This is a genomic window from Streptococcus ovuberis, from assembly GCF_012396585.1.
Classification (GTDB): domain Bacteria; phylum Bacillota; class Bacilli; order Lactobacillales; family Streptococcaceae; genus Streptococcus; species Streptococcus ovuberis.
Genome location: NZ_JAAXPR010000031.1, coordinates 1 through 20011 on the forward strand (window position 1 = coordinate 1; position 20011 = coordinate 20011).

The 20011-nt window shown below is 42.2% G+C and carries 19 protein-coding genes and 2 pseudogenes; 20 read left to right on the top strand and 1 reads right to left on the bottom strand.

What is annotated here, in order from left to right:
* The first annotated feature begins 364 nt into the window (after positions 1 to 364).
* From HF992_RS10900 to HF992_RS10995, 20 genes and pseudogenes are all read left to right on the top strand, one after another.
* Positions 365 to 1081 carry a NisI/SpaI family lantibiotic immunity lipoprotein gene (locus tag HF992_RS10900; RefSeq protein WP_168550043.1) on the top strand — a complete coding sequence of 239 codons (717 nt, stop codon included), beginning with the start codon at positions 365 to 367 and terminating at the stop codon, positions 1079 to 1081.
* A 343-nt stretch (positions 1082 to 1424) separates the two neighbouring features.
* Positions 1425 to 1937, top strand: a pseudogene (locus HF992_RS10905) (terminase TerL endonuclease subunit); the annotation flags it as partial.
* 61 nt (positions 1938 to 1998) lie between these two features.
* Positions 1999 to 2280: a type II toxin-antitoxin system PemI/MazE family antitoxin gene (mazE, locus tag HF992_RS12305; RefSeq protein WP_343032973.1), complete on the top strand. Its 282-nt coding sequence runs from the start codon at positions 1999 to 2001 to the stop codon at positions 2278 to 2280.
* Positions 2273 to 2611: a type II toxin-antitoxin system RelE/ParE family toxin gene (locus HF992_RS10915; protein ID WP_168550044.1), complete on the top strand. Its 339-nt coding sequence runs from the start codon at positions 2273 to 2275 to the stop codon at positions 2609 to 2611. Before mazE ends, HF992_RS10915 begins: the two co-directional genes overlap by 8 nt.
* A gap of 173 nt (positions 2612 to 2784) precedes the next feature.
* A complete protein-coding gene (locus HF992_RS10920; protein ID WP_168550045.1) occupies positions 2785 to 3306 on the top strand; it encodes an SWIM zinc finger family protein in 522 nt (173 codons plus the stop codon).
* A 426-nt stretch (positions 3307 to 3732) separates the two neighbouring features.
* On the top strand, positions 3733 to 4050 hold the full coding sequence (locus HF992_RS10925; protein WP_168550046.1) for a PadR family transcriptional regulator: 318 nt from the start codon (positions 3733 to 3735) through the stop codon (positions 4048 to 4050).
* Complete coding sequence (locus HF992_RS10930) at positions 4047 to 4628, top strand: DUF1700 domain-containing protein (protein ID WP_168550047.1); 582 nt, start codon at positions 4047 to 4049, stop codon at positions 4626 to 4628. Before HF992_RS10925 ends, HF992_RS10930 begins: the two co-directional genes overlap by 4 nt.
* Complete coding sequence (locus HF992_RS10935) at positions 4621 to 5670, top strand: DUF4097 family beta strand repeat-containing protein (RefSeq protein WP_168550048.1); 1050 nt, start codon at positions 4621 to 4623, stop codon at positions 5668 to 5670. The genes HF992_RS10930 and HF992_RS10935 overlap by 8 nt, the downstream gene beginning before the upstream one ends.
* Positions 5671 to 5672: 2 nt before the next feature.
* Complete coding sequence (locus tag HF992_RS10940) at positions 5673 to 6866, top strand: DUF4097 family beta strand repeat-containing protein (protein ID WP_168550049.1); 1194 nt, start codon at positions 5673 to 5675, stop codon at positions 6864 to 6866.
* A gap of 135 nt (positions 6867 to 7001) precedes the next feature.
* Positions 7002 to 8561 carry a degradosome RNA helicase CshA gene (gene cshA, locus HF992_RS10945; protein ID WP_168550050.1) on the top strand — a complete coding sequence of 520 codons (1560 nt, stop codon included), beginning with the start codon at positions 7002 to 7004 and terminating at the stop codon, positions 8559 to 8561.
* Positions 8562 to 8873: 312 nt separating this feature from the next.
* Positions 8874 to 9839, top strand: coding sequence for a diacylglycerol/lipid kinase family protein (locus HF992_RS10950; protein WP_168550051.1), 966 nt, complete (start codon positions 8874 to 8876; stop codon positions 9837 to 9839).
* A gap of 19 nt (positions 9840 to 9858) precedes the next feature.
* Entirely contained in the window at positions 9859 to 10377 is a 519-nt protein-coding gene (gene rimM / locus HF992_RS10955; protein ID WP_168550052.1) for a ribosome maturation factor RimM, read from the top strand.
* A complete protein-coding gene (gene trmD, locus HF992_RS10960) occupies positions 10367 to 11083 on the top strand; it encodes a tRNA (guanosine(37)-N1)-methyltransferase TrmD (protein WP_168550053.1) in 717 nt (238 codons plus the stop codon). The genes rimM and trmD overlap by 11 nt, the downstream gene beginning before the upstream one ends.
* Entirely contained in the window at positions 11084 to 11431 is a 348-nt protein-coding gene (locus HF992_RS10965) for a PH domain-containing protein (protein ID WP_168550054.1), read from the top strand. It abuts the gene before it with no gap.
* A gap of 1376 nt (positions 11432 to 12807) precedes the next feature.
* Positions 12808 to 14118: an HAD family hydrolase gene (locus HF992_RS10970; protein WP_168550055.1), complete on the top strand. Its 1311-nt coding sequence runs from the start codon at positions 12808 to 12810 to the stop codon at positions 14116 to 14118.
* Between the two features lie 535 nt (positions 14119 to 14653).
* Entirely contained in the window at positions 14654 to 15100 is a 447-nt protein-coding gene (locus HF992_RS10975; RefSeq protein ID WP_168550056.1) for a EutP/PduV family microcompartment system protein, read from the top strand.
* 111 nt (positions 15101 to 15211) lie between these two features.
* A complete protein-coding gene (gene cobD, locus HF992_RS10980; protein ID WP_168550057.1) occupies positions 15212 to 16300 on the top strand; it encodes a threonine-phosphate decarboxylase CobD in 1089 nt (362 codons plus the stop codon).
* The gene (locus tag HF992_RS10985; RefSeq protein ID WP_168550058.1) at positions 16297 to 17157 is read left to right on the top strand and encodes a GHMP family kinase ATP-binding protein; all 861 of its coding nucleotides are present in this window, start codon (positions 16297 to 16299) and stop codon (positions 17155 to 17157) included. The genes cobD and HF992_RS10985 overlap by 4 nt, the downstream gene beginning before the upstream one ends.
* Positions 17157 to 18212, top strand: coding sequence for a nicotinate-nucleotide--dimethylbenzimidazole phosphoribosyltransferase (gene cobT, locus HF992_RS10990; RefSeq protein WP_168550059.1), 1056 nt, complete (start codon positions 17157 to 17159; stop codon positions 18210 to 18212). The genes HF992_RS10985 and cobT overlap by 1 nt, the downstream gene beginning before the upstream one ends.
* Before the next feature lie 638 nt (positions 18213 to 18850).
* Positions 18851 to 19450 carry a cob(I)yrinic acid a,c-diamide adenosyltransferase gene (locus HF992_RS10995; protein ID WP_168550060.1) on the top strand — a complete coding sequence of 200 codons (600 nt, stop codon included), beginning with the start codon at positions 18851 to 18853 and terminating at the stop codon, positions 19448 to 19450.
* Positions 19451 to 19903: 453 nt separating this feature from the next.
* Here HF992_RS10995 and HF992_RS11000 read toward each other — a convergent pair.
* Positions 19904 to 20011 (bottom strand): annotated as a pseudogene (locus HF992_RS11000) (IS30 family transposase); the annotation flags it as partial.

Genomic DNA, 20011 nt, shown 5'->3' on the forward strand with positions numbered 1-20011 from the left:
TTTGTAGTATAATGGTTTTGCATCTCAGAGTTCCTTTTAATGTGTTTGTGGTGAACTACATTATATCTCTCTGAGATGTTTTTGCATACTCTCAACTGGCTAACTTCATTTTAGAACTTTCTTTTTGATGACTGTATAAAATCTCTTAAGGAAAAGTTAATTAGTGATTTTAGAGAAGACATGACATATGGTTTTAATACTGCCGAGGAATTTGAAAATATAAAAACAAAAGATAATCTTGGTTATTTAGATGGAATAATTGGAATTCTGTTAACAATGATCGAACTAAATAACTTAAAGGTTACAACAAATTGGCAAAGGGCACTCTTATTATTTGATGATGTTATAAAGGAGGTGAAGTAGCATGAGGAAAATTTTATTTAGCTTAGTTGTTCTTTTTGGAATTTGCACTTTAGTTGCATGTAGATTGGTAGACAATAAAACAATAGCGTTTCATGATCAATCATTTAATCAATTTACATATAAAGGAAATGATTATACAATCATGAATCAAATTGTTGATGAAAATGATCTAGGTACTGTGAAGGAATCTTTTTTTAAAACATTAGTAATTGATAGAAATAGCCAGAAAGTTGTTACTAAAAGTAATAGTGATACAGTATCATTAGCATATAGTGGGCTCTATAATTTTAGTGATGGTTTAGCTATTTCTATAAATGATTCTTATTATAAGGTTTCTTTGAGTTCGGATGTGCAATCCAATAATGAAATGCTGGGCTTGGAAGAGTTCAATAATAATTCAGAAGGTGGGGAACTTGCAATTGATCCATCTGATTGTAGGATAGTTAAATTTAATAGTAATAAATTTCGTATTTCATCTGATATTGTATCTGATGATAAACTGAAAGAATTTCTAGGAGTAATAGCAGATTCAAAAACATTTATTTTGAATACGGGACAAGAAATTTCTAAATCAGAACTAAATAAAATAGATTATTCTGGTTCTAATTCTAATGAAAAAAGAGAAGTTTGGGATTACGGAGAAGTTTATTTGTTAGCAGAAGAAGGAACCATAGCTGTTGAGATTAATAATGAATTTAGAATAGCGCGCATAGAATAAATTATAGATTATCTAGGTATTACATTGCTTATATAGCAAAATAAGGTGATATTCTAATGGGAAAAACTTTTACAGTTGACCCAATAACCAAGAGAAGGTTGAGTAATTTTGGAGAAGAAGATAAGTACTATATCAAAGATAATCATGAACCTATAATATCTAAACGTATCTATCAGGTTTGGATAGAGAATTACTCGAAAAAATGTATGAAGCTGGTAATAGATTGATATGTATTGGCATTGAGTCGGCTACATCTAATATTTTAAAAATGCATAAATGACCAACATTTTCTGAGGATAGGTTGAAAAATAAGTTTTATCTAGTTTAGTATAACCTATTCAATGAGCCTTATATTGTCCTGCCTTATTTTTGTTTGCCAGAGGAGACACTTCAACTCCATTGTCGGAGAGACCATGTGCTTTATGATGTTTGGGAAAGACAAGGCTACCTGAAAACGACAGAAGGTAATGTGTACATTACGGTTTCATCGAGGAACTTTCCACAATTTACAATATCCGAGAGATTGCTTATGACCGCTGGAATGCGACCCAGATGGTCAAAAATCTTGAAGGCATGTGCTTGACGCCTGTTCCATTCGGCCAGGGCTACAAGGACATGAGTCCACCTTCCAAAGAACTTTTCAAACTCATGATGGAAGGCAAGGTCCAATATCGCGGCCACCCTGCCCTTAAGTGGATGGGACAGAACGTACTCATGCGACAAGACCCAGCAGGAAATATCAAGCCTGACAAGGAAAAGTCAATTGAAAAGATTGACGGGACTGTCGCGCCGCTGTATCCGACATCAAGGTCAGGGGAATTCGGTCTATGATGAACGAGGAATTTTGAGTTTTTAGTTGACAAAGAACCAAATGGTGTGTATATTTGGTGTATACAAAACTTGTGGAGGAAGATTTTATGAACTTAGTAAAAACTCGTCGAGTTGGTAATTCTACCACGATCACGATTCCAAAAGAATTTGACATCCCGACTGGTACAGAATACAGTGTCTATAAGGGGAGTGATGGTACGTTATTATTGAGTCCTAGTAAAGAGAACCTTTTGGAAGAGGCGACCGACTTACTCATTCGTGAACGACTGATTAATGAGCTTGGAGAGACCATTGACCGTAATCTTGCAGAACTTGAAGCTGGTAAAGGGATTGATATTAAAGAAGCTCGGAGGCAGCTAATTGGATAGATACAAAGTTGAACTTGCTCCTGAGGTGTTTGAACAGATTCAAAGCATAAAAAACTATATCACTGTTGTTCTTCAAAGTCTTGTTAATGCGGATCGAACAGTTGAGAGAATTTTCGATGATTTGGAACGGTTGGAATTGTTTCCGGAACGAGGGTTTGACGCTGACGAGAAAGTTGGTGTACAACTTTCTAAACATGTCAAGTCTAGAGGAATATCAATTTCAAAGGGCAGTTATCTTGCTTTCTATACGATAAAGGAAGATGAGAAGTTGGTTTATGTGACCCATTTAGTCTCTTCAAAGAGTGACTATGCCTCACTGTTTAAGTTGTAAAATGGGTTGAAAAGGCAACACTCTTCTGTACCGAAATTATCAAGTGCTTTTCTTAAGCGCTAATACTCAAGGGAAATCAAAATGAGCGTGATATTCGTTTTAAGATAAAAGAACTTAGCGCCTCCCAAATGTTAGGCATGAGATTGACATAATATAAAATGAAAGGAAATCAGATGAACATCTGGGATGAATTAAAACTGGTTCACTTGGCCAGTCACTCTTCTTTTGGGAGAGGGATGGGCTACCATCGGAGCAAGGCAGTGTTACGTAGTGAACAGTGTGGAGATGGTATGTATAAGGGGCAAGTTAGTGGCTCAGAGACCAGCTGTTACGATACGATGATCAACATTCATCGCCCTAGGCAATCAACGTGCACCTGCCCATTTGCAGCAGGAAGGCGGGTCATCTGCAAGCATATGGTAGCCTTGTACTTCTTTCATTTTCCTGAACAGGCAGATGCGGTTCTTGCAGCATGGGAAGAAGAGGAAGCGGAAAAAGAAGCGCATTATCAGGAATGGGAAGCTGAGTACAGTGAGGTACGCCAGAATAAAGTTGAGGAAGTCACAGCCTATGTCAGGAGTTTGACCGATGAGCAAGTCAGAGCTGAATTGATTACAGCTCTCTTAAAAGAGTTCGATTGGCACTATCCAGACTATGAGGAAGAATATGGCTATGATGACGACTATTATTTCTGATTGCCAGTGAGTCAAAGAGTCTCTGGTAATGGTTTGAGCTAATAGAAGTAGAAATAGAAAGAAGAAAGGTTGTAGCAATTGTGGGAAACCCTTGTGGCTACAGCCTTTTATGATTTTGATGGGAAAGCGATTTTTCCACTAGTGTCAATTGTGGTGGTTTGATGTCACCTATGATGTGAAGTGACCTGCTTAGGTCTTTTTCGTTTGCCGCTAATGAATGGCTGATACCGAGATTATTTTGGAGCAATTCTTGTTCTATTGAGGGGGAGCGTCAATTCAGGTTCTTTTGTTAATTTAAACAAGTAAAATAAGTTTAAACTTATATATAAAAATTTTATATAATCTCTTGACAAATGCTCTTAATAGGTTTAATATTTATATATAAAATAATTATATATAATTAAAAATAATATATGGAGGTGGCGAATGTATTTTCCAGTATCGTCGACCTTGATTGAATTTCTGATTTTAGCGATTGTGGAGCAGCAGGATTCTTATGGTTATGAGATTAGCCAGACCATCAAGTTGGTGGCCAATATTAAGGAGTCTACGCTCTACCCCATTTTGAAAAAAATGGAGCAGTCAGGCTATGTGACAACCTATAAGCAGGAACATCAAGGCAGGCAGCGTAAGTACTATAGGGTGACAGGTCTAGGTCAAGAGCAACTGGTCTACCTCAAAGAGGAATGGACCAGACATACGGATCTGTTAAGGGACATTATTGAAGGGAGATTAAGACGATGACACGAGAAACCTATTTAGCACAGTTATATGGCTACCTCAAACGCCTGCCAAAAGCGGATTTTGACGATTGCATGGCCTACTTCATAGAATTATTTGACGACGCTGGAACAGAAGGCGAAGAGGACTTGATAGCCAGTCTTGGAACCCCTCAGGAAGCTGCGGCGGAGATTATGGGAGACCTGCTCGATAAGAGAATCGATACGGCCAAGTCCACGAGAGAGAAGCTTGGTCTAGTGCCTTTTTCGTTCTTAGTCTTGTTAGCAGCCCCTTTAGGCTTCCCTCTCTTGCTTCTGATTGTCCTTCTAGTATTAACAGCTATCCTTTTGATGGCCAGTCTATTGATCAGCCTTTATGCTATCACGATAGCTCTCCTTGCAATATCTGTGGCATTCTTATGGGAAAATATGGCCCATTTTCAAACCTTGGGGATCTTCTTGCTCAACCTTGGAGGCATGTTGCTTAGTTTAGGAATAGGTTTATTCCTATGGCTTGGAACGGTGAAGTTAAGCAAATTATTTGGCAAAAGTCTAGTGACATTCATACAAAATCTTTACAGAAAGGTGACAAAGCATGGTTAATTGGAAGAAAAAAATAGTAGCTGTCGCTTCAGGTTGTTTGATAATAGGTAGCCTGTTAATTGGGGTGGGTGTTTTAGCAGGTGGCATCCAAGATGTTAAACAGGTTTATGAAGCAGCTAAGGGTGAGCTTTATCAGTATCCGTTGACGTTAGAGGGTTTGGAAGAGTTAGAAATCAACCTGTTGGATACGCTTGTGTCTGTTGAAATCGGAGATGTAGCAAAACCTGAGCTGACTTATTACAAAAAAGAAGGTGATACCCCTTTTTCCGTTGAGGAAGATGTGACAAGGCGCAAACTGATCCTCTCGGACGCGACTTCCACTTCTGAAAAAATTGTTTTTTATACGGATATAATCAGTGCTTATGCTACTTTGACGAATAACCAAAACAATTTGGATAGGATTATGCTAAGGCTTCCTAAGGGGACTAATCTAGCACGTCTTAACGTATCCTCTACAGACAATATCGTCTTTTTAAAAGAGTTAGAGGTTGAGGATTTTACCATAGAAGCTAATAACGCCGTTATTAGTCTGGATGGTTTAAAGGTCCATAAGGGGCAGGTATCTCAGATAGATGGTGAACTCTATTGGATTAATAGTCGGGTCTCTGATACAGTCATTGAGCTAACCAACTCCGTACTAACCGTTCAAGGAGATAGTCTAGTGGGAAGCAGCATCAATGCGACTGATAGCAGTATGAGCTTGGATGGTCTGGTAGAAAATCTAGCTGTGACGAGTCAAGGGGGCTCACTTGACATCGCTAAGGCTGATTTTAGAGGAACTATTGATCTTGAAAGCACGGATGGACCAGTATCTTTTCAAGAATTTAACACCATTCAAAATAGGTCCCTTGATGTTGAAGTCAGAGATGGAAGCATGTTTGACAGTGGGGAAGAACTGTCTGAAAAGCATGAGGGTTATCAATCTCTTGAAGATAGGAAACACTTTAGCAAGACAGTTGAAGAGAGCCTGGCAAGGATTCAGGTACGTGTGCAGGGCAGTGATGTTTACCTGAACACGGAATCTGTTAAGATAGGAGAATAAGGATGAACAAGACAACATATTTAGCGGAATTAGCAATCTACCTCAAACGCCTGCCAAAAGCCGATTTTGATGACTGCATGGCCTACTTTATAGAATTATTTGAGGATGCCGGGCCAGAAGGGGAGGCGGAGTTGATAGCCAGTCTTGGAACCCCTCAGGAAGCTGCAGCGGAGATTTTAGATCAGATTTTGGAAAAAGAAATCGAGAAGGTAGAAGTGACAAATAGCAAGGACCGTTATGTTTCGGTGAACTTACCAGACTTCGACCGTATCACTTTTGACTTGGTGAATCTTGATGTGTTGGTTAGCCAGTCGGAAGATGACCAATACAGTCTGTCTTACTTTAAGCCGCAAGATGGAAAGCAGCTTCCCTTTGACTATCAGGTAGTGGATGGTCAGCTCCAGCTTCGTTCTGTTGAGGAAAAAGAGAAAAGGAAGTACAGCTTCTCTCTCTTTTCTAGTCTGATGCGATTGAATTGGGCAACCCATACACTGGTAATCAAGATGCCAAAAGGAAGTGCCTTGCAGCAGCTAGAGGGACGCTTGGGAGCAGGTGATCTGACGGTTCAGGATATGGTGATAGAAGAAGGCCAATTGAGCACAGGGGCGGGTGATTTGAACCTGACTGGCCTGGAAGCCAGGAGCTTGTCTTGTCAGACCGGTAGTGGGGAGATTTCCCTTCAAGCCAGCCAAGTTAGTCGCGCCCAGTTAGCTACAGGTGCAGGAGATATGGACCTATCTCATGTCCGTTTGGAGGGAGGAAAGTTGTCTACAGGTGCAGGAGATCTGTCCATCAAGGATAGTCAGCTTACGGACGTCAAACTGGAGTTGGCTTCGGGAGATATGGAGATTGGCCGGAGTCAGCTCAGTCAGCTATCAGGTCAACTGGCTGCAGGTGATATAGTCTTAGTAGATACATCAATCGATACGGTGACCCTATCGCTTTTGTCTGGTGATATTTCTGCTAAGTACCTGATTTTTGTAGGCGAGATAAATCTCTCAACCCTATCGGGAGATATCGAGATAGCAGGTCTTAACCAGCTGTTGGATCAATTATCGCTGGAGGTTAAGGTTGACTTTGGTGGTTTGGATCTTTCTTGGGATCAGGCATCGCGCAAGATTTACCAACACCAGGTTTCTAACCCAATTGCCAAGATTGGTCTGAGCAGCAAGATGGGGGATATTTCCTTGACCTAAGGACGATCGAAAATAATAAGGCAAAAACAGGCAAACTGCCTGTTTTTATGTTATACTAGATAGGTTGCATAGAAAACAACAAAGAATAAGCCTTATAAGGCAGCTTCGCACTGCCTTTTTAGAAAGAAGACATTAGTGAAATTTACAGAATTGAATCTGGCAGCAGATATCCTGTCAGAAGTAGAAAAAGCAGGCTTTACTGAGCCTTCTCCGATTCAGGAGCAAACCATTCCATTAGCCTTGGAAGGCAAGGATGTGATCGGCCAGGCGCAGACAGGAACTGGGAAAACAGCTGCATTTGGCCTTCCTACTCTGAATAAGATTGTGGTTGATAATCCTAAGGTGCAAGCCTTGATCATTGCGCCTACCCGCGAATTGGCTGTCCAAAGTCAGGAAGAATTGTTCCGCTTTGGCCGTGGCAAAGGGGTGAAGGTGCGTTCGGTATATGGTGGTTCCAGTATTGAAAAGCAAATCAAGGCACTGAAATCAGGGGCTCATGTGGTTGTTGGAACACCTGGACGCCTTCTGGACTTAATCAAACGCAAAGCGTTAAAGTTAGATGGTGTTGAAACCCTGATTTTGGATGAGGCGGATGAGATGCTCAATATGGGGTTCTTGGAAGATATTGAAGCCATTATTGAACAGACCCCAACGGCACGTCAGACCCTCCTATTTTCGGCAACCATGCCAGAACCGATTAAGCAGATCGGTATCAAGTTTATGCAACAACCGGAGCATGTGAAAATTGCAGCTAAGGAATTGACCACGGAATTGGTAGATCAGTATTACTTGCGGGTCAAAGAAGATGAAAAATTTGATACGATGACACGTTTGATGGATGTGGATCAGCCGGACTTGTCCATTGTCTTTGGTCGAACCAAGCGTCGTGTGGATGAATTGACCCGTGGCCTGAAAATTCGTGGTTACCGCGCTGAAGGTATCCATGGGGACTTGGATCAAAATAAGCGTCTGCGTGTGCTTCGTGACTTTAAAAATGGGAATTTGGATATCTTGGTGGCTACTGACGTGGCGGCGCGTGGCTTGGACATCTCTGGGGTGACCCATGTCTACAATTACGATATTCCACAGGATCCTGAGAGTTATGTTCACCGAATTGGTCGGACAGGGCGTGCGGGTCAATCAGGTCAATCTTTTACCTTTGTCGCACCAAATGAGATGGGTTACCTGTCCATTATTGAAAATTTAACCAAGAAACGGATGAAAGGCTTGAAACCTGCAACAGCAGAAGAGGCTTTTCAAGCTAAGAAAAAAGTTGCGCTTAAAAAGATTGAGCGTGATTTTGCAGACGAGTCCATCCGAGCCAACTTTAATAAGTTTAGCAAGGATGCAAGAGCCTTGGCCAATGAATTTTCACCAGAAGAGTTGGCCATGTACATCCTGACCTTGACGGTTCAAGATCCTGACCATTTGCCAGAAGTCGAGATTGCCCGTGAAAAACCATTACCGTTCAAGCCATCAGGCGGCGGTTTTGGTGGAAAAGGTGGCGGCCGTGGCAAGTCTAACCAACGTGATGGTCGCGATCGTGACCGCCGTCGGGGAACTGAACGAGATGGGAAGCGTCGGGACGACCGTTTCAAAAAAGATGGCCGTCGTCAAGACAATAAAAAGCCACACAAACGTACTTCTAGTGAGAAAAAGACCGGCTTTGTCATCCGCAACAAGGGTGAAAGATAAAGCGACTCTAACACGATTCAAATGATAAGACCAGCCTGTTCCCAACTGAAAGGGGATGGGCTGTTTTGGCAAGACAATCCTGATTTGTTTTGGGGCTTGCTACTCCAAGTAGCCCAGTGATTGGAGCTGCTCAGCCAAGTCGGCTTGTGGAGGACTGTCAGTGAAGGCCTGCTGGATTGACTCGTAGAAAAGGTACTCGGTGTTTTGGAGTGACTCACCAACGGAATTTCTCCAGGGTTCTTTATTCTGATCGGGCTATTTTTGGGGGAAAATGTGCTATAATGTTAAGATGAAACGAGGGAGGCTATTTTGATGAAAAGTGTTGCCATTTTTTACAATCCTCAATCTGGAAATAGACCTAAAGATCAAGAGTTAGAACAATTGAGGACGCATTTTTTACAAGAAGGATTTGAATCCCAAGCCATTTCTATCATCCGGACAAAATCTGCTAGTCATGCCTTTGATATGGCAAAAGCAGCAAGTCTTTCAGGAGTTGATTTGATTGTCGCCATTGGAGGAGATGGTACAATCAACAAGATTGCTTCAGGTCTCTATGCAGGCGGTGGAAAAGCTTCTCTAGGTATACTCCCTTCAGGGACAGTCAATAATGTGGCCAAAGCCCTAGGAATTCCTCTGGATTGGCAAAAAGCCACACTAAACTTGACTCGAGGAATTCCACGCCCCATAGACCTTTGTCAGGTAAACGACCAATATATGATATCAAGCTTGACATTAGGAATGCTGGCTGATCTGGCTCTGGAAGTCAAGCAGGAAGAGAAGCGCCGCTTGGGCGTGCTAGCATTTTTTAAGTATGCTTATGCGACACTTCGCCGTAACCGCAATTATTATTTGACACTCAGCTATGGTAACCACTATCGCCAGGTAAAGGCCAAGGTTTTACTGATAACAATGATGAATGCTGTAGCAGGTCAGGTTCACTTTGACCGTGAAGCTAAACCAGATGATGGTTTGATGAGTGTTTACCTGGTCTCTCGTTTTAACATCTGGAAGACCTGGTGGTATTTGCCAAGATTCTTGGCAGGGGATACACGGAAGTTGGCTGAGGTTCAGCACTTTCGAACAGCTCAGTTAGAAATTAGTCAATTTAAGCATGCGAAAAGCCAGAGGGCTAGGACACGAATTGATGGCGATAAGAGTGTCTACTTGCCTCTTTCCTTAAAGGTCATTCCTTTAGCGATCCGAGTGATGGTTCCGCAAAACATCGACAGCATCAAAAAGGAGTCTAGGTTATCTCTTGAGGAGAACGCTAGCAAATAGAAATAGGAAGTGAGTTGTTATGAATTATTTTAACGTTGGAAAAATTGTCAACACCCAAGGTTTACAGGGCGAGTTGCGGGTCTTATCGGTGACCGATTTTGCAGAAGAACGCTTTAAAAAAGGTAGTAAGCTGGCCCTTTTTGACCAGAAGGAAAACTTTGTCATGGAAGTTGAGATTGCCAGCCATAGGAAGCAAAAGAACTTTGACATCGTTAAGTTTAAGGGACTTTACCACATCAATGAAGTGGAAAAGTACAAGGAGCATTCCCTCAAGATTGCCGAGGACAACCTGACTGACCTTGACGAGGGCGATTTCTACTATCATGAGATTATTGGTCTTGAGGTTTATGAGAATGACCAGCTGATTGGGACTATCTCGGAAATTCTTCAGCCGGGTGCTAACGATGTCTGGGTCGTTAAACGAAAAGGAAAACGTGACCTACTTTTGCCTTACATTCCTCCTGTGGTACTCAATGTGAACATCCCAGCTGGACGGGTTGATGTCGAACTCCTCGAGGGCTTGGACGATGAAGATTGACATTTTGACTCTTTTCCCAGAGATGTTTGCCCCTTTGGAGCATTCCATTGTTGGCAAGGCCAAGGAAAAAGGGATTTTGGACATCAATTACCACAATTTCCGCGAGTATGCTGAAAAGGCGCGTCACGTTGATGATGAGCCTTATGGTGGCGGTCAAGGGATGTTGTTACGAGCCCAACCTATTTTTGACGCCATCGAGGCTTTGGAGAAAATAGCAGAACCCCGTGTGATTTTACTGGATCCAGCGGGACGCCGATTTGACCAGACTGTCGCAGAAGAATTGGCTCAGGAAGACCAGCTGATCTTTATCTGTGGCCATTATGAAGGCTACGATGAGCGGATTAAAAGTCTGGTGACCGATGAAGTGTCGCTAGGAGACTTTGTCCTGACAGGGGGAGAGTTGGCTGCCATGACTATGGTGGATGCTACTGTCCGCCTGATTCCAGAAGTGATTGGCAAGGAAGCTAGCCATCAGGATGATAGCTTCTCATCAGGTCTTTTGGAATACCCTCAGTACACCAGGCCCTATGATTTCCGTGGGATGCTGGTCCCTGATGTCCTTATGAGTGGCCACCATGAGAATATTCGAAAATGGCGCTTAGAACAATCTCTTAGGAAAACATTAGAAAGGCGACCAGATTTACTGGATAATTATGAGTTAAGCGAGGAAGAAGCTGAGATTTTAGTCAAGATTAAGGAGAGTTGAGTGAAAGAAGTCCTGATTAAGAGAGGCCTTTGCGTAACTTTGCTTGAATTAGTAAGTAGTTCAGCCCTTGCAATTGGTTTTGTATATTGGGCTATCTTAGGATTTTTAGAGAATCATTTTCTCATTCCTTTAGTATGCTTAATAATAGGTGTTTTGGGAGTGATCGGATGCATAACGCTTGTTTATCAGATTCTATCAGGCGCTCCTGTTATGAAACTAGCCGTTGAAGGGGTTCAGATCAGGTCATGGTTTAGAAAGCCATTTATTCCTTGGTCAGACATTAAGATTGTAAACGATCATGAATGGCATGATGGGATCGTTATACCGATATCAGCAGTGTTGATATGACACTGATTGATGGGAGTGTTTACACGATAGATTTGACCATAGTGAGTTGGTCAAATGAGGAGCGGCGATTAGCTTTCAAGAAATTCTTCTCTGACTACCAGAAGTACGGTAGAAAGGGAGGGCTAGTATCGCATAGAAAGGCTAAAAAAGGGAAAAAAAGAATATTGTGAGGATAATCCTCAAACATTTACGGCAGTTTCTGGAAAACCGCTTTTCACTTGCCATTAGATCTATGGCTTGACGATATTTCTTAGAATCTGTATTCATAGCGGTAGGATTCCTTGCTGCTGTGTTTTTTGCTTTTTATTGTTAGATTAAAATATCTACAGCAATCTGTTGAGAAGCGATCTAAAAGGAGTAGGCATTGGCAAATCATTTTGATGAAGGCAGATTCTTAATTTATAGACAGGTTTGTCAAGAAAATAGGGATAGAGAGGCCCCGAATTCAATGTGACTATTGTTGTATGACGCGATACGCTGTGCTAAGCCGACCATTAATGATTACTCCGCTGATGATATAATGATATATATTAGTCGGTGACCTTAGTAGGTCATTTCAGAAGGACTGGAAGAAGACAGGCATTATTTTGCGGTTAAACAAAGGGATGGTTGTATCGTTTTTTTGGTTTACTTACTGGTATAGTCACTGAAGCTGATAAGTTTAGGGTATCCACGTGATGGAGTAGTTGTTTGTCGTTAAATGAAAAAAGCTCGACCCCGGCTTTTTAAAGCTGTTTATATGCATTAGTTGATCGATGTTTGTTTTATTTGATCATCAAGCCTATGAAGTGAATGAGATAAAATCTTGCTTAGAGGTACTACCAGTTGGTAGCCCAAGCACTGTTAATACTCATTCAAAATCAAAAATAACTACTGACTAATTAAATTAGGTGTGGAGCGTTTCGATTTTGAAACCTTTGAGTAGAAAACGGCTACTTAAAATTCATGATTCCTAAGTTGAACTTAGATATTAAAGTCTGGCATGTTGTCAGTCTCTAAGACTTGCTGTTTTTGATTTTACTAAGTGTAAATCTGCTTTTGCAGGTAAGAATAGTTCTTTTCTGCTTATTCTAGAAAAAGTAAATAGAGTCGGCCGATTAGGGAAGTTACTAGTATCAAAACTGTTTTACAATAAATATCACTTAGATAAAAGAAATGGTAATTGCTGTAAAACGATCCAAAATGATAACGCTTTAATTTTTTCTTATTTTTAGTTGACTATGGATTTCTGATACGGTATAATAAGATTGTTCATAACAATTTAGATGGCAAAGAAGCCTACTTGTTCGCAACGGTGCGCACGTTCTCGATCAAGGGGTTTTTCTGCTGTCTTTTTGTTTTTTTATATTATCATATCTTATTTAAGGAGGTTTTCTATGAGAAGAACTGGTATTATCTTGCTTTGTGGAGCAACGCTATTATTAGGTGCTTGTCAGTCAGCGCCGAAGACTGATAGCGGCCAAGAGGTTAAGACTAGCCAGGTGTCAACGTCTTCGGTTGTGCTGGAGAAAGGGCTCTGGGAAGATAAGCTTTATAAGCGTCTATCTCAGCTAATCCAGGAACATGGCAAAGAAAGTGCCACCTACGATGCTAATCAAAAACCTTACGCTGTCTTTGACTGGGACAACACAACGGTCATTAATGATATCGGTGAGGCCACGTTCACCTATCAAACAGCTAACCTCGTGTTTAAAATGACCCCAGAGGAATTTGACAGCGCCATTCGAACCAATCTGCCCCTAGATGATTTTGTGGAGGAGTACAATAATCATGATGGTCAGGCGGTTAATATTGACAGAATTGCCCACGACCTTGTTTCTGATTACCGCGTGCTTTATGAGGAGTATGAAGGACTTTCTGGGAAAAAATCCTTAGCTGAGGTACAAAAACTTAATGAATATCAAGATTTTCGTGCCAAGCTACGTTACTTGTATGAGGCGGTTGGAGGAACCTTTAGTTCGGATGTCAGCTACCCTTGGGTGACCTACCTTTACGCAGGGATGACTTCAGAGGAGGTTCATCAGTTATCAGCCAAGTCTATCGAGGCAGCTTTGGCGGATGATTTGGTTTATGAGACTTGGGAGAGTCCAGCGGATCTTAAAGGCGAAGCTGGTCAGGTCAGTGTGCAGTTTAAGCGGGGAGTTCGCTCAGTCAAGGAAATGCAGAACCTTTTTGCCACTCTAATGGCTAATGGTATTGATGTCTACATTTGTTCAGCATCTTACTACGATGTTATCTACGAGTATGCCACGAATACGACCTATGGTTATAATGTGCCAGCTGAGAACATTTATGCCATGATGCTTACTAAGGATGATAAAGGGGTTATTCAGCCGCAATTAGACCCAGATTATTATCAGACACAGGGTGAGGGAAAAACCAAGACAATCAAAGAGTTTATCGCAAAACATCATGGCGGTCAGGCGCCAATTCTTATCGCTGGTGATAGCAATGGGGATTATGCTATGTTAAAAGATTTTGATGAGTTGCAGATGGGGATTATCTTTAACCTTCTACGGACGCCTAATAAAGGCATCGCCCTTCTAGCTCAGGAGGCGGTAGACACTTATGGTCGAGAGGATGCTGTTTATTTCTTGCAAGGACGTGATGAGAATAAAGGAATCCTTCGTGATGCACGTGAAACCATTAAACTGGATCAGAAAGAAGCACAGTTGATGAAAGAGTAACGTTAAGCTGGGCATAATCAGTGATTTTTAATGGCTAGCCGAAGTGCTAATGTTCCTGTTGTGATAACTGGCGAATAAGGTGATTCATATAGTGTACACTTCTAAGGCTATCTGATCGTTAAAGAAGGCAGTTGATAGGCTGTTGAGCCTAGTTCTTCTAAAAGTGGAGTGCCAATCTGGTTTCCACATTTTAAGGTTTAGATTGGGGCATTCCTTAAGCAGACTGCTTCAGTCTTGACTTGTTTAGCTGGGTAGATCAGCAGTGAGGGTATTGAAAGAATAACCAGAGAGCTAATCAGTTGTTAGATGATCCTAATGTCTTAGCGCTCTATTTAAAAATACCAAGGGACGTACTTAGGGAAGTCAATGGCACTGGGCAGGTTGGGAAGAAATGTATCTCCTGGCTATTGAGCAGGCTTTTGTCGACAGTTCAATTAAGCTAGAGATGGGGTTGATTTTCAGGGGTCCCTAACCAATTTTGAGGTTGCTTCTTGTTGATGAGGAGTCGAGTGTTGTAATCAAGTGGAGAAAAATAATGAAAAAAATTATGTTTGTGGGGCCTGTCGGTGTTGGTAAGACAACTTTGACTCAGCGGTTGAAGGGGCTAGATATTACTTATTATAAAACTCAAGCGATTCAGTTTCATGATGCGATTATTGACACGCCAGGAGAATTTTTGCAGCATCGTCGCTATTACAACGCCTTGACGGTAACAGCAGCAGAAGCAGATGTAATCGGGATATTAGTGGCGGCGACGCAGCAGATGCAAACTTTTCCACAAGGCTTCTCGTCGCTGTTTACGAAGCCTGTTATTGGTGTCATTACCAAGGTTGATTTGGTATCGGACGATACAGCTGTAAAACGAGCACGAGAGCAGTTGGAGCAGGCTGGAGCTAGGCGGATATTTGAAGTATCTGCTGTGGCTGATACAGGTGTTGAAGCGCTTAAGACCTATCTGGAAGATGAGGCTAGCGACACTTGATAAGCGAAGGGCTTTGGTGTTATACTAGGTTAAAAAGCTGTTTTTAGGAACTGTCGATAAGGATCTAATATCTTTGTGAGGCTGAGGCTTAAAATGAAAGGAAGGATTGAAATGATAGAACATGGTGGAAATGTTGCAGCAGTTGCGGCGCAACGAGGAGGGAATCAGCGTGATTTCTTGGATTTAAGCGCCAATATCAATCCCCTTGGTCTGCCTCAGCAATTGAAACGCTGTCTACAAGAGAGTATTACTGCGCTGGAACATTATCCAGATAGTCACTACCGGCAAGCTCGTGAGTTTTTAGCAGAGTATCATTGCTGTCAAGTGAACCATGTTGGTCTGTGGAACGGTGCTATTGAAGCCTTTTATGAGTTGGCTAGGCTATTTCGTCCCCAAAAGGTCGTGCTCTTACAACCAACCTTTATGGAATATGAAGAAGCGTTTAGGCAAGTTGGAGCTATGTGCCATTATGTTGCGCTTGAAGGAGAAACATATCACCCCAATTTAGAGGCCTTATTAGCAGAAGTTGTTTCTTTGCAAGCCGGTGATGTGGTAGTTATTTGTAACCCTAACAATCCGACAGGTAGCTTATGGCCATTAAAGGATTTGGTGGCAGTGGCGACAGCCCTCCGAAATCGTGGGGCCTTTCTCATCCTGGATGAGGCTTTTATGGATTTTGTTGTTAATGAATCGGACTATTCATTTATTTCCTTGCTTTCAGACTATCCAAACGTCATTGTCGTTCGCTCTTTGACTAAGTTTTATGCCATTCCAGGTCTGCGTTTGGGGTATAGCGTCAGTTACTCCCCACTTTACAGTGCTTATTTGCAAGAAGGCCTTCAGCCTTGGCGGGTCAATGCCCTTGCCCAAGCTGCAGTTCCTGTGCTTCTTGAAGACAAGGTTTATCAAGAACAAACGGCAGTGTGGCTCTGTGAAGAGCAACCGTTTCTGTACAACTCTTTGAAGGCCTTCTCGGTTTTGACGGTTGTCCCTCCTAGTGTTAACTATATTTTCTTTCGTTATCATGGACAGCTTGATTTGCGAGAGGCTCTTTTAGAGCATCAGGTACTGATCCGTTCTTGTGCCAATTATAATGGATTGACAGATCATCATTATCGGGTTGCCATTCGTAGCAGGGAAGAAAACCAACGCTTTTTAGCCGCCCTCGCCCTTGTTCTAGACCAGGGAGAATCTGAATGAGTTGGGTGAAGGCGAGCTGTCCAGCTTCGTGTGGGGAGCTGTTCCAGTGCACAGATGGTCAAAAGGAGTATTTGCTATCTTATGGCATTGATCGGGGAAGCTGGGTAGACATTGGGAGCATAGGGACTTTTGAGTGGGACTTACCTGAAAAAATGACAAGGGCACTGAGAGAACGGTTTCCCTCTATGTCAATGCCAATGAGCTATGGTAGAACGGTTCCTGTGGGGAAGGGCTACTCTAGCAGTACAGCTGATCTGGTGGCCTGTTTGCAAGCGGTTAGTGTGACAATAGGAGAGCCATTGACGGCTGAACAATTAACGCGTTGGTGTGCTGAGATTGAGCCAACAGATTCCGTAGCTTTTGCAGATTGGACAGTGATAGACCCTTTGACGGGCGAAGTCATTTATCAAACAAATTGGAAGCCAAAGTTATTTGTCTATGTGTTGGAACCTGAGCAGCTGATTGAGACCATCAGTCTTCCTCGAATGACTATAGATTCTGCTTACCCATGGAAGGATTCGATAAACTTGTTAGAAGTCTTTAAGCAGGCTTGTCAGTTGCAAGATGTTCAGTTGTTGGGGCAGGTAGCCAGTCAAAGTGCGTTGCTCAACAATCAACGCTTGCCCAAACCCTATCTACCTGAGCTGTTGGAGCTAGCTAAAGGCCACGCTGCTCTTGGAGTTAATGTTGCCCATAGCGGGTCAGTGGTTGGAATCTTATTGACCAAGGAAGCTTTGCCTAACTTGCCAAGGCTTGAGCAGGCTTTAAAAGACGGACCGATAGGCGACTATTATGGCAAACGTTATTTGGCACAGCTCTGCTACGAAGGAGTCACCTGGCGAAAGGAGTGCGAGTGATGGATGATTTATTGGAGTTGATTCAAGGGATCTCCCCTATGAATCACGCTAAACGAGCAGCTGGTCAAGCTTGGTGTGACCGATTGGCTAAGCCTCCAGGAGCGCTTGGTCAGCTGGAGCTGATTTATGCCAGACTTTATGCCCTGTTTGATGGAATCATTGACTTAGAGAAAAAGATTGTTCTGGTCTACGTGGCTGACAATGGCATCGTTGAGGAGCAGGTGTCTGCCAATCCTCAGGAGACCACCTATATTGTTGCTCAAAACATGCTAGCTGGTCAGACGGGCTTGTGTGCCATTTCTCGTCATGTAGGGTCGGACCTTTGTGTCGTGGATATTGGGTGCAAGCGTGATATCTACCCTTCAGTAGAGGATAAGGTGATGCCTGGCACCAAGAATTTCAGGCACCAAGCCGCCATGTCAAGAGACGAAGCTATCAAGGCCATAATGGTTGGTTATAGGCGCACCTGTGCTTTGATGGAGGAAGGCTACTGCTTGTTCGGTACCGGTGAGATGGGGATTGGCAATACCACTACTTCAGCTGCGGTGATCAGCGTTTTGCTTGATAAAGATCCGTTTGAGGTGACGGGTTATGGGGCTGGTTTGACGGAGGACAGCAAGCACCATAAGGCTATGATCATTCAGGAAGCGATTGCTCACCATGCTCCTTACGAAGATGTTTTGGACGTGGTAGCTAAAGTTGGTGGTTTAGATATGTTAGGAATGGTGGGGACCTACTTGGCTTGTGCGCGCCACAGTTACCCTTGTGTCGTTGATGGGCTGATTTCGGCGACTGGTTTACTGATTGCTAGTCGCCTAGCACCGGCCGTGTTGGATTATGCGTTCGCCTCTCACCTATCAACTGAGCCAGGCTATGCGATGATTTGTCAAGAGTTGGGCTTACAACCGATGTTACAGCTTGGAATGCGGTTGGGGGAAGGTTCGGGATGCCCCTTGGCATTCTTTATCATGGAAAATGCCGTGTATACGATGGAACATATGCCAACATTTGCTCAAGGACATCTTAATCCTGACGACTATGTGGATATTCGGTGAGGCATTGCCCTCATTGTTGAAGTTCTCAGGCGATAAGATATAGTTCATCTATTGCTGGTGGTTTTTGTGAAAAAGTAGAGTCCTACGCGATGGTCTATTGTTGTTCAGATTGACATGATGAGATGTCGTTATTCATTTATTTTATAGTTCTTGGATTAGCGGATACTCTCTTGTTAAGTGATGGTATTCTAGCTCACCTAGGAGTTTATAACAACTACTTTCTGAGAACAGTAAGGTGGATTTCAATCATGCTGAGATTATTAAATGCTTGTGTCTAGAGTGACACTCAATTGACTATTGATGAGCTAGCAATCGCTTAGGGCGATTAAACGTCGATTAGCCAAAACAATTCGTGCAGTAATTGAATAGTAGCTGATATGAGATGCCTTCATTACCCTATTACGCGTATCGGATGGGTGTGACGTGAGGATAGCTTAGTACAGATGGTGTCTTGAGGTGGTCTCTGAAAAGTAGCTTTCTGCCTACTTTTCTTAAGTTAAAAGCCGATTAAATCAATGTTTTTTATATCGGGAACTGAGATTTTAGAGGTTCTCTTGAGATGATCAAACTCTCTGTTGTTTGAAGAAATGCCTCTACCAGACTGATGAAGTAATGTGAATAAAGAAAGGAAAGATGTGATGCAATTATATACGAAGACAGGTGATAAAGGCTTGACCAAGTTGGTTGGTGGCCAGAGTGTTGCCAAAGATGCAGAGCGAGTCAATGCCTATGGTACTATTGATGAATTAAATTCTTGGATTGGTTATGTGGTGAGCAAGATGCCAGAAGGGGATGCCTTTAAAGAGGAGCTTTTGGAGTTGCAACATTATCTATTCGATTGCGGGTCAGATTTATCAACCCCTCAAGGGGTTTACCCCTACAAGGTTGATCAAGCTATGGTGACCTGGATTGAGGAGAGAATCGATACCTATGCGGCCATTCCACCAGCGCTTGAGACCTTTATCCTACCTGGTGGTGATGAATTGGCGGCTATGATTCATGTGGCGAGAACGATTGCCAGACGAGCAGAGCGCCATATTGTCAGCACCATGTGGACGACCGAAATCAACCAGCAGGTTCTCGTTTTTGTTAATCGGCTGTCTGATTATTTCTTTGCCTTAGCTCGGGTACTTAACTTTGTAAGACAACAAACGGATGTCCCTTATGAACGGGGAGTCAAGGTCTTTCATAACATTACCAAAGCAGATGTTGAACGTTGGGCTAAGAAAGCTGATTAAAACTGGAGCGTCTGTTTAAAATTATGGTGTGGTAAGGTAACCTCAGGAGTAAACAATGCTCTCAAAAAGCACTTCTCTTCAATTGGTTGTCTGTTGTTCAAGCCATTAGCAGTTTTATAGGTTAAATCACAACTAATTTTGAAACTATTGCGTATAAACACTTATAAGATTAAACTGATTATAAGTGTTTTTTAGTCAGTTTTTCTGGTTAGCAGGTTTTGAGACGATCCTTCAGTTTTTTAATCGGGGGTGAGGAAGGACTAGTAGATTAATCTAGTGAGGAGTTGCAGGAAGGTTTTATCTGTATTATTTTATAGATGTTTGGGTACTTATTATTAACTGTTCTAGAAGTTGAAGGCTTTATCACTAACTTTATCTTTTTTATAGTCTGTCATATTTTCAGTTGTTTTGCTTGATGATTTTTGTAACTGATTGCTAAATTTCAAGTCTAAGTTAGGCATTTAGTAAAAATTGTCTAGGAGATAAATAGTTCAAACATTTCTTTGGATAGTTGTTAATCCAATTTTCGATGAAGGCGACCATTCTTATGGTCGTTTTCTT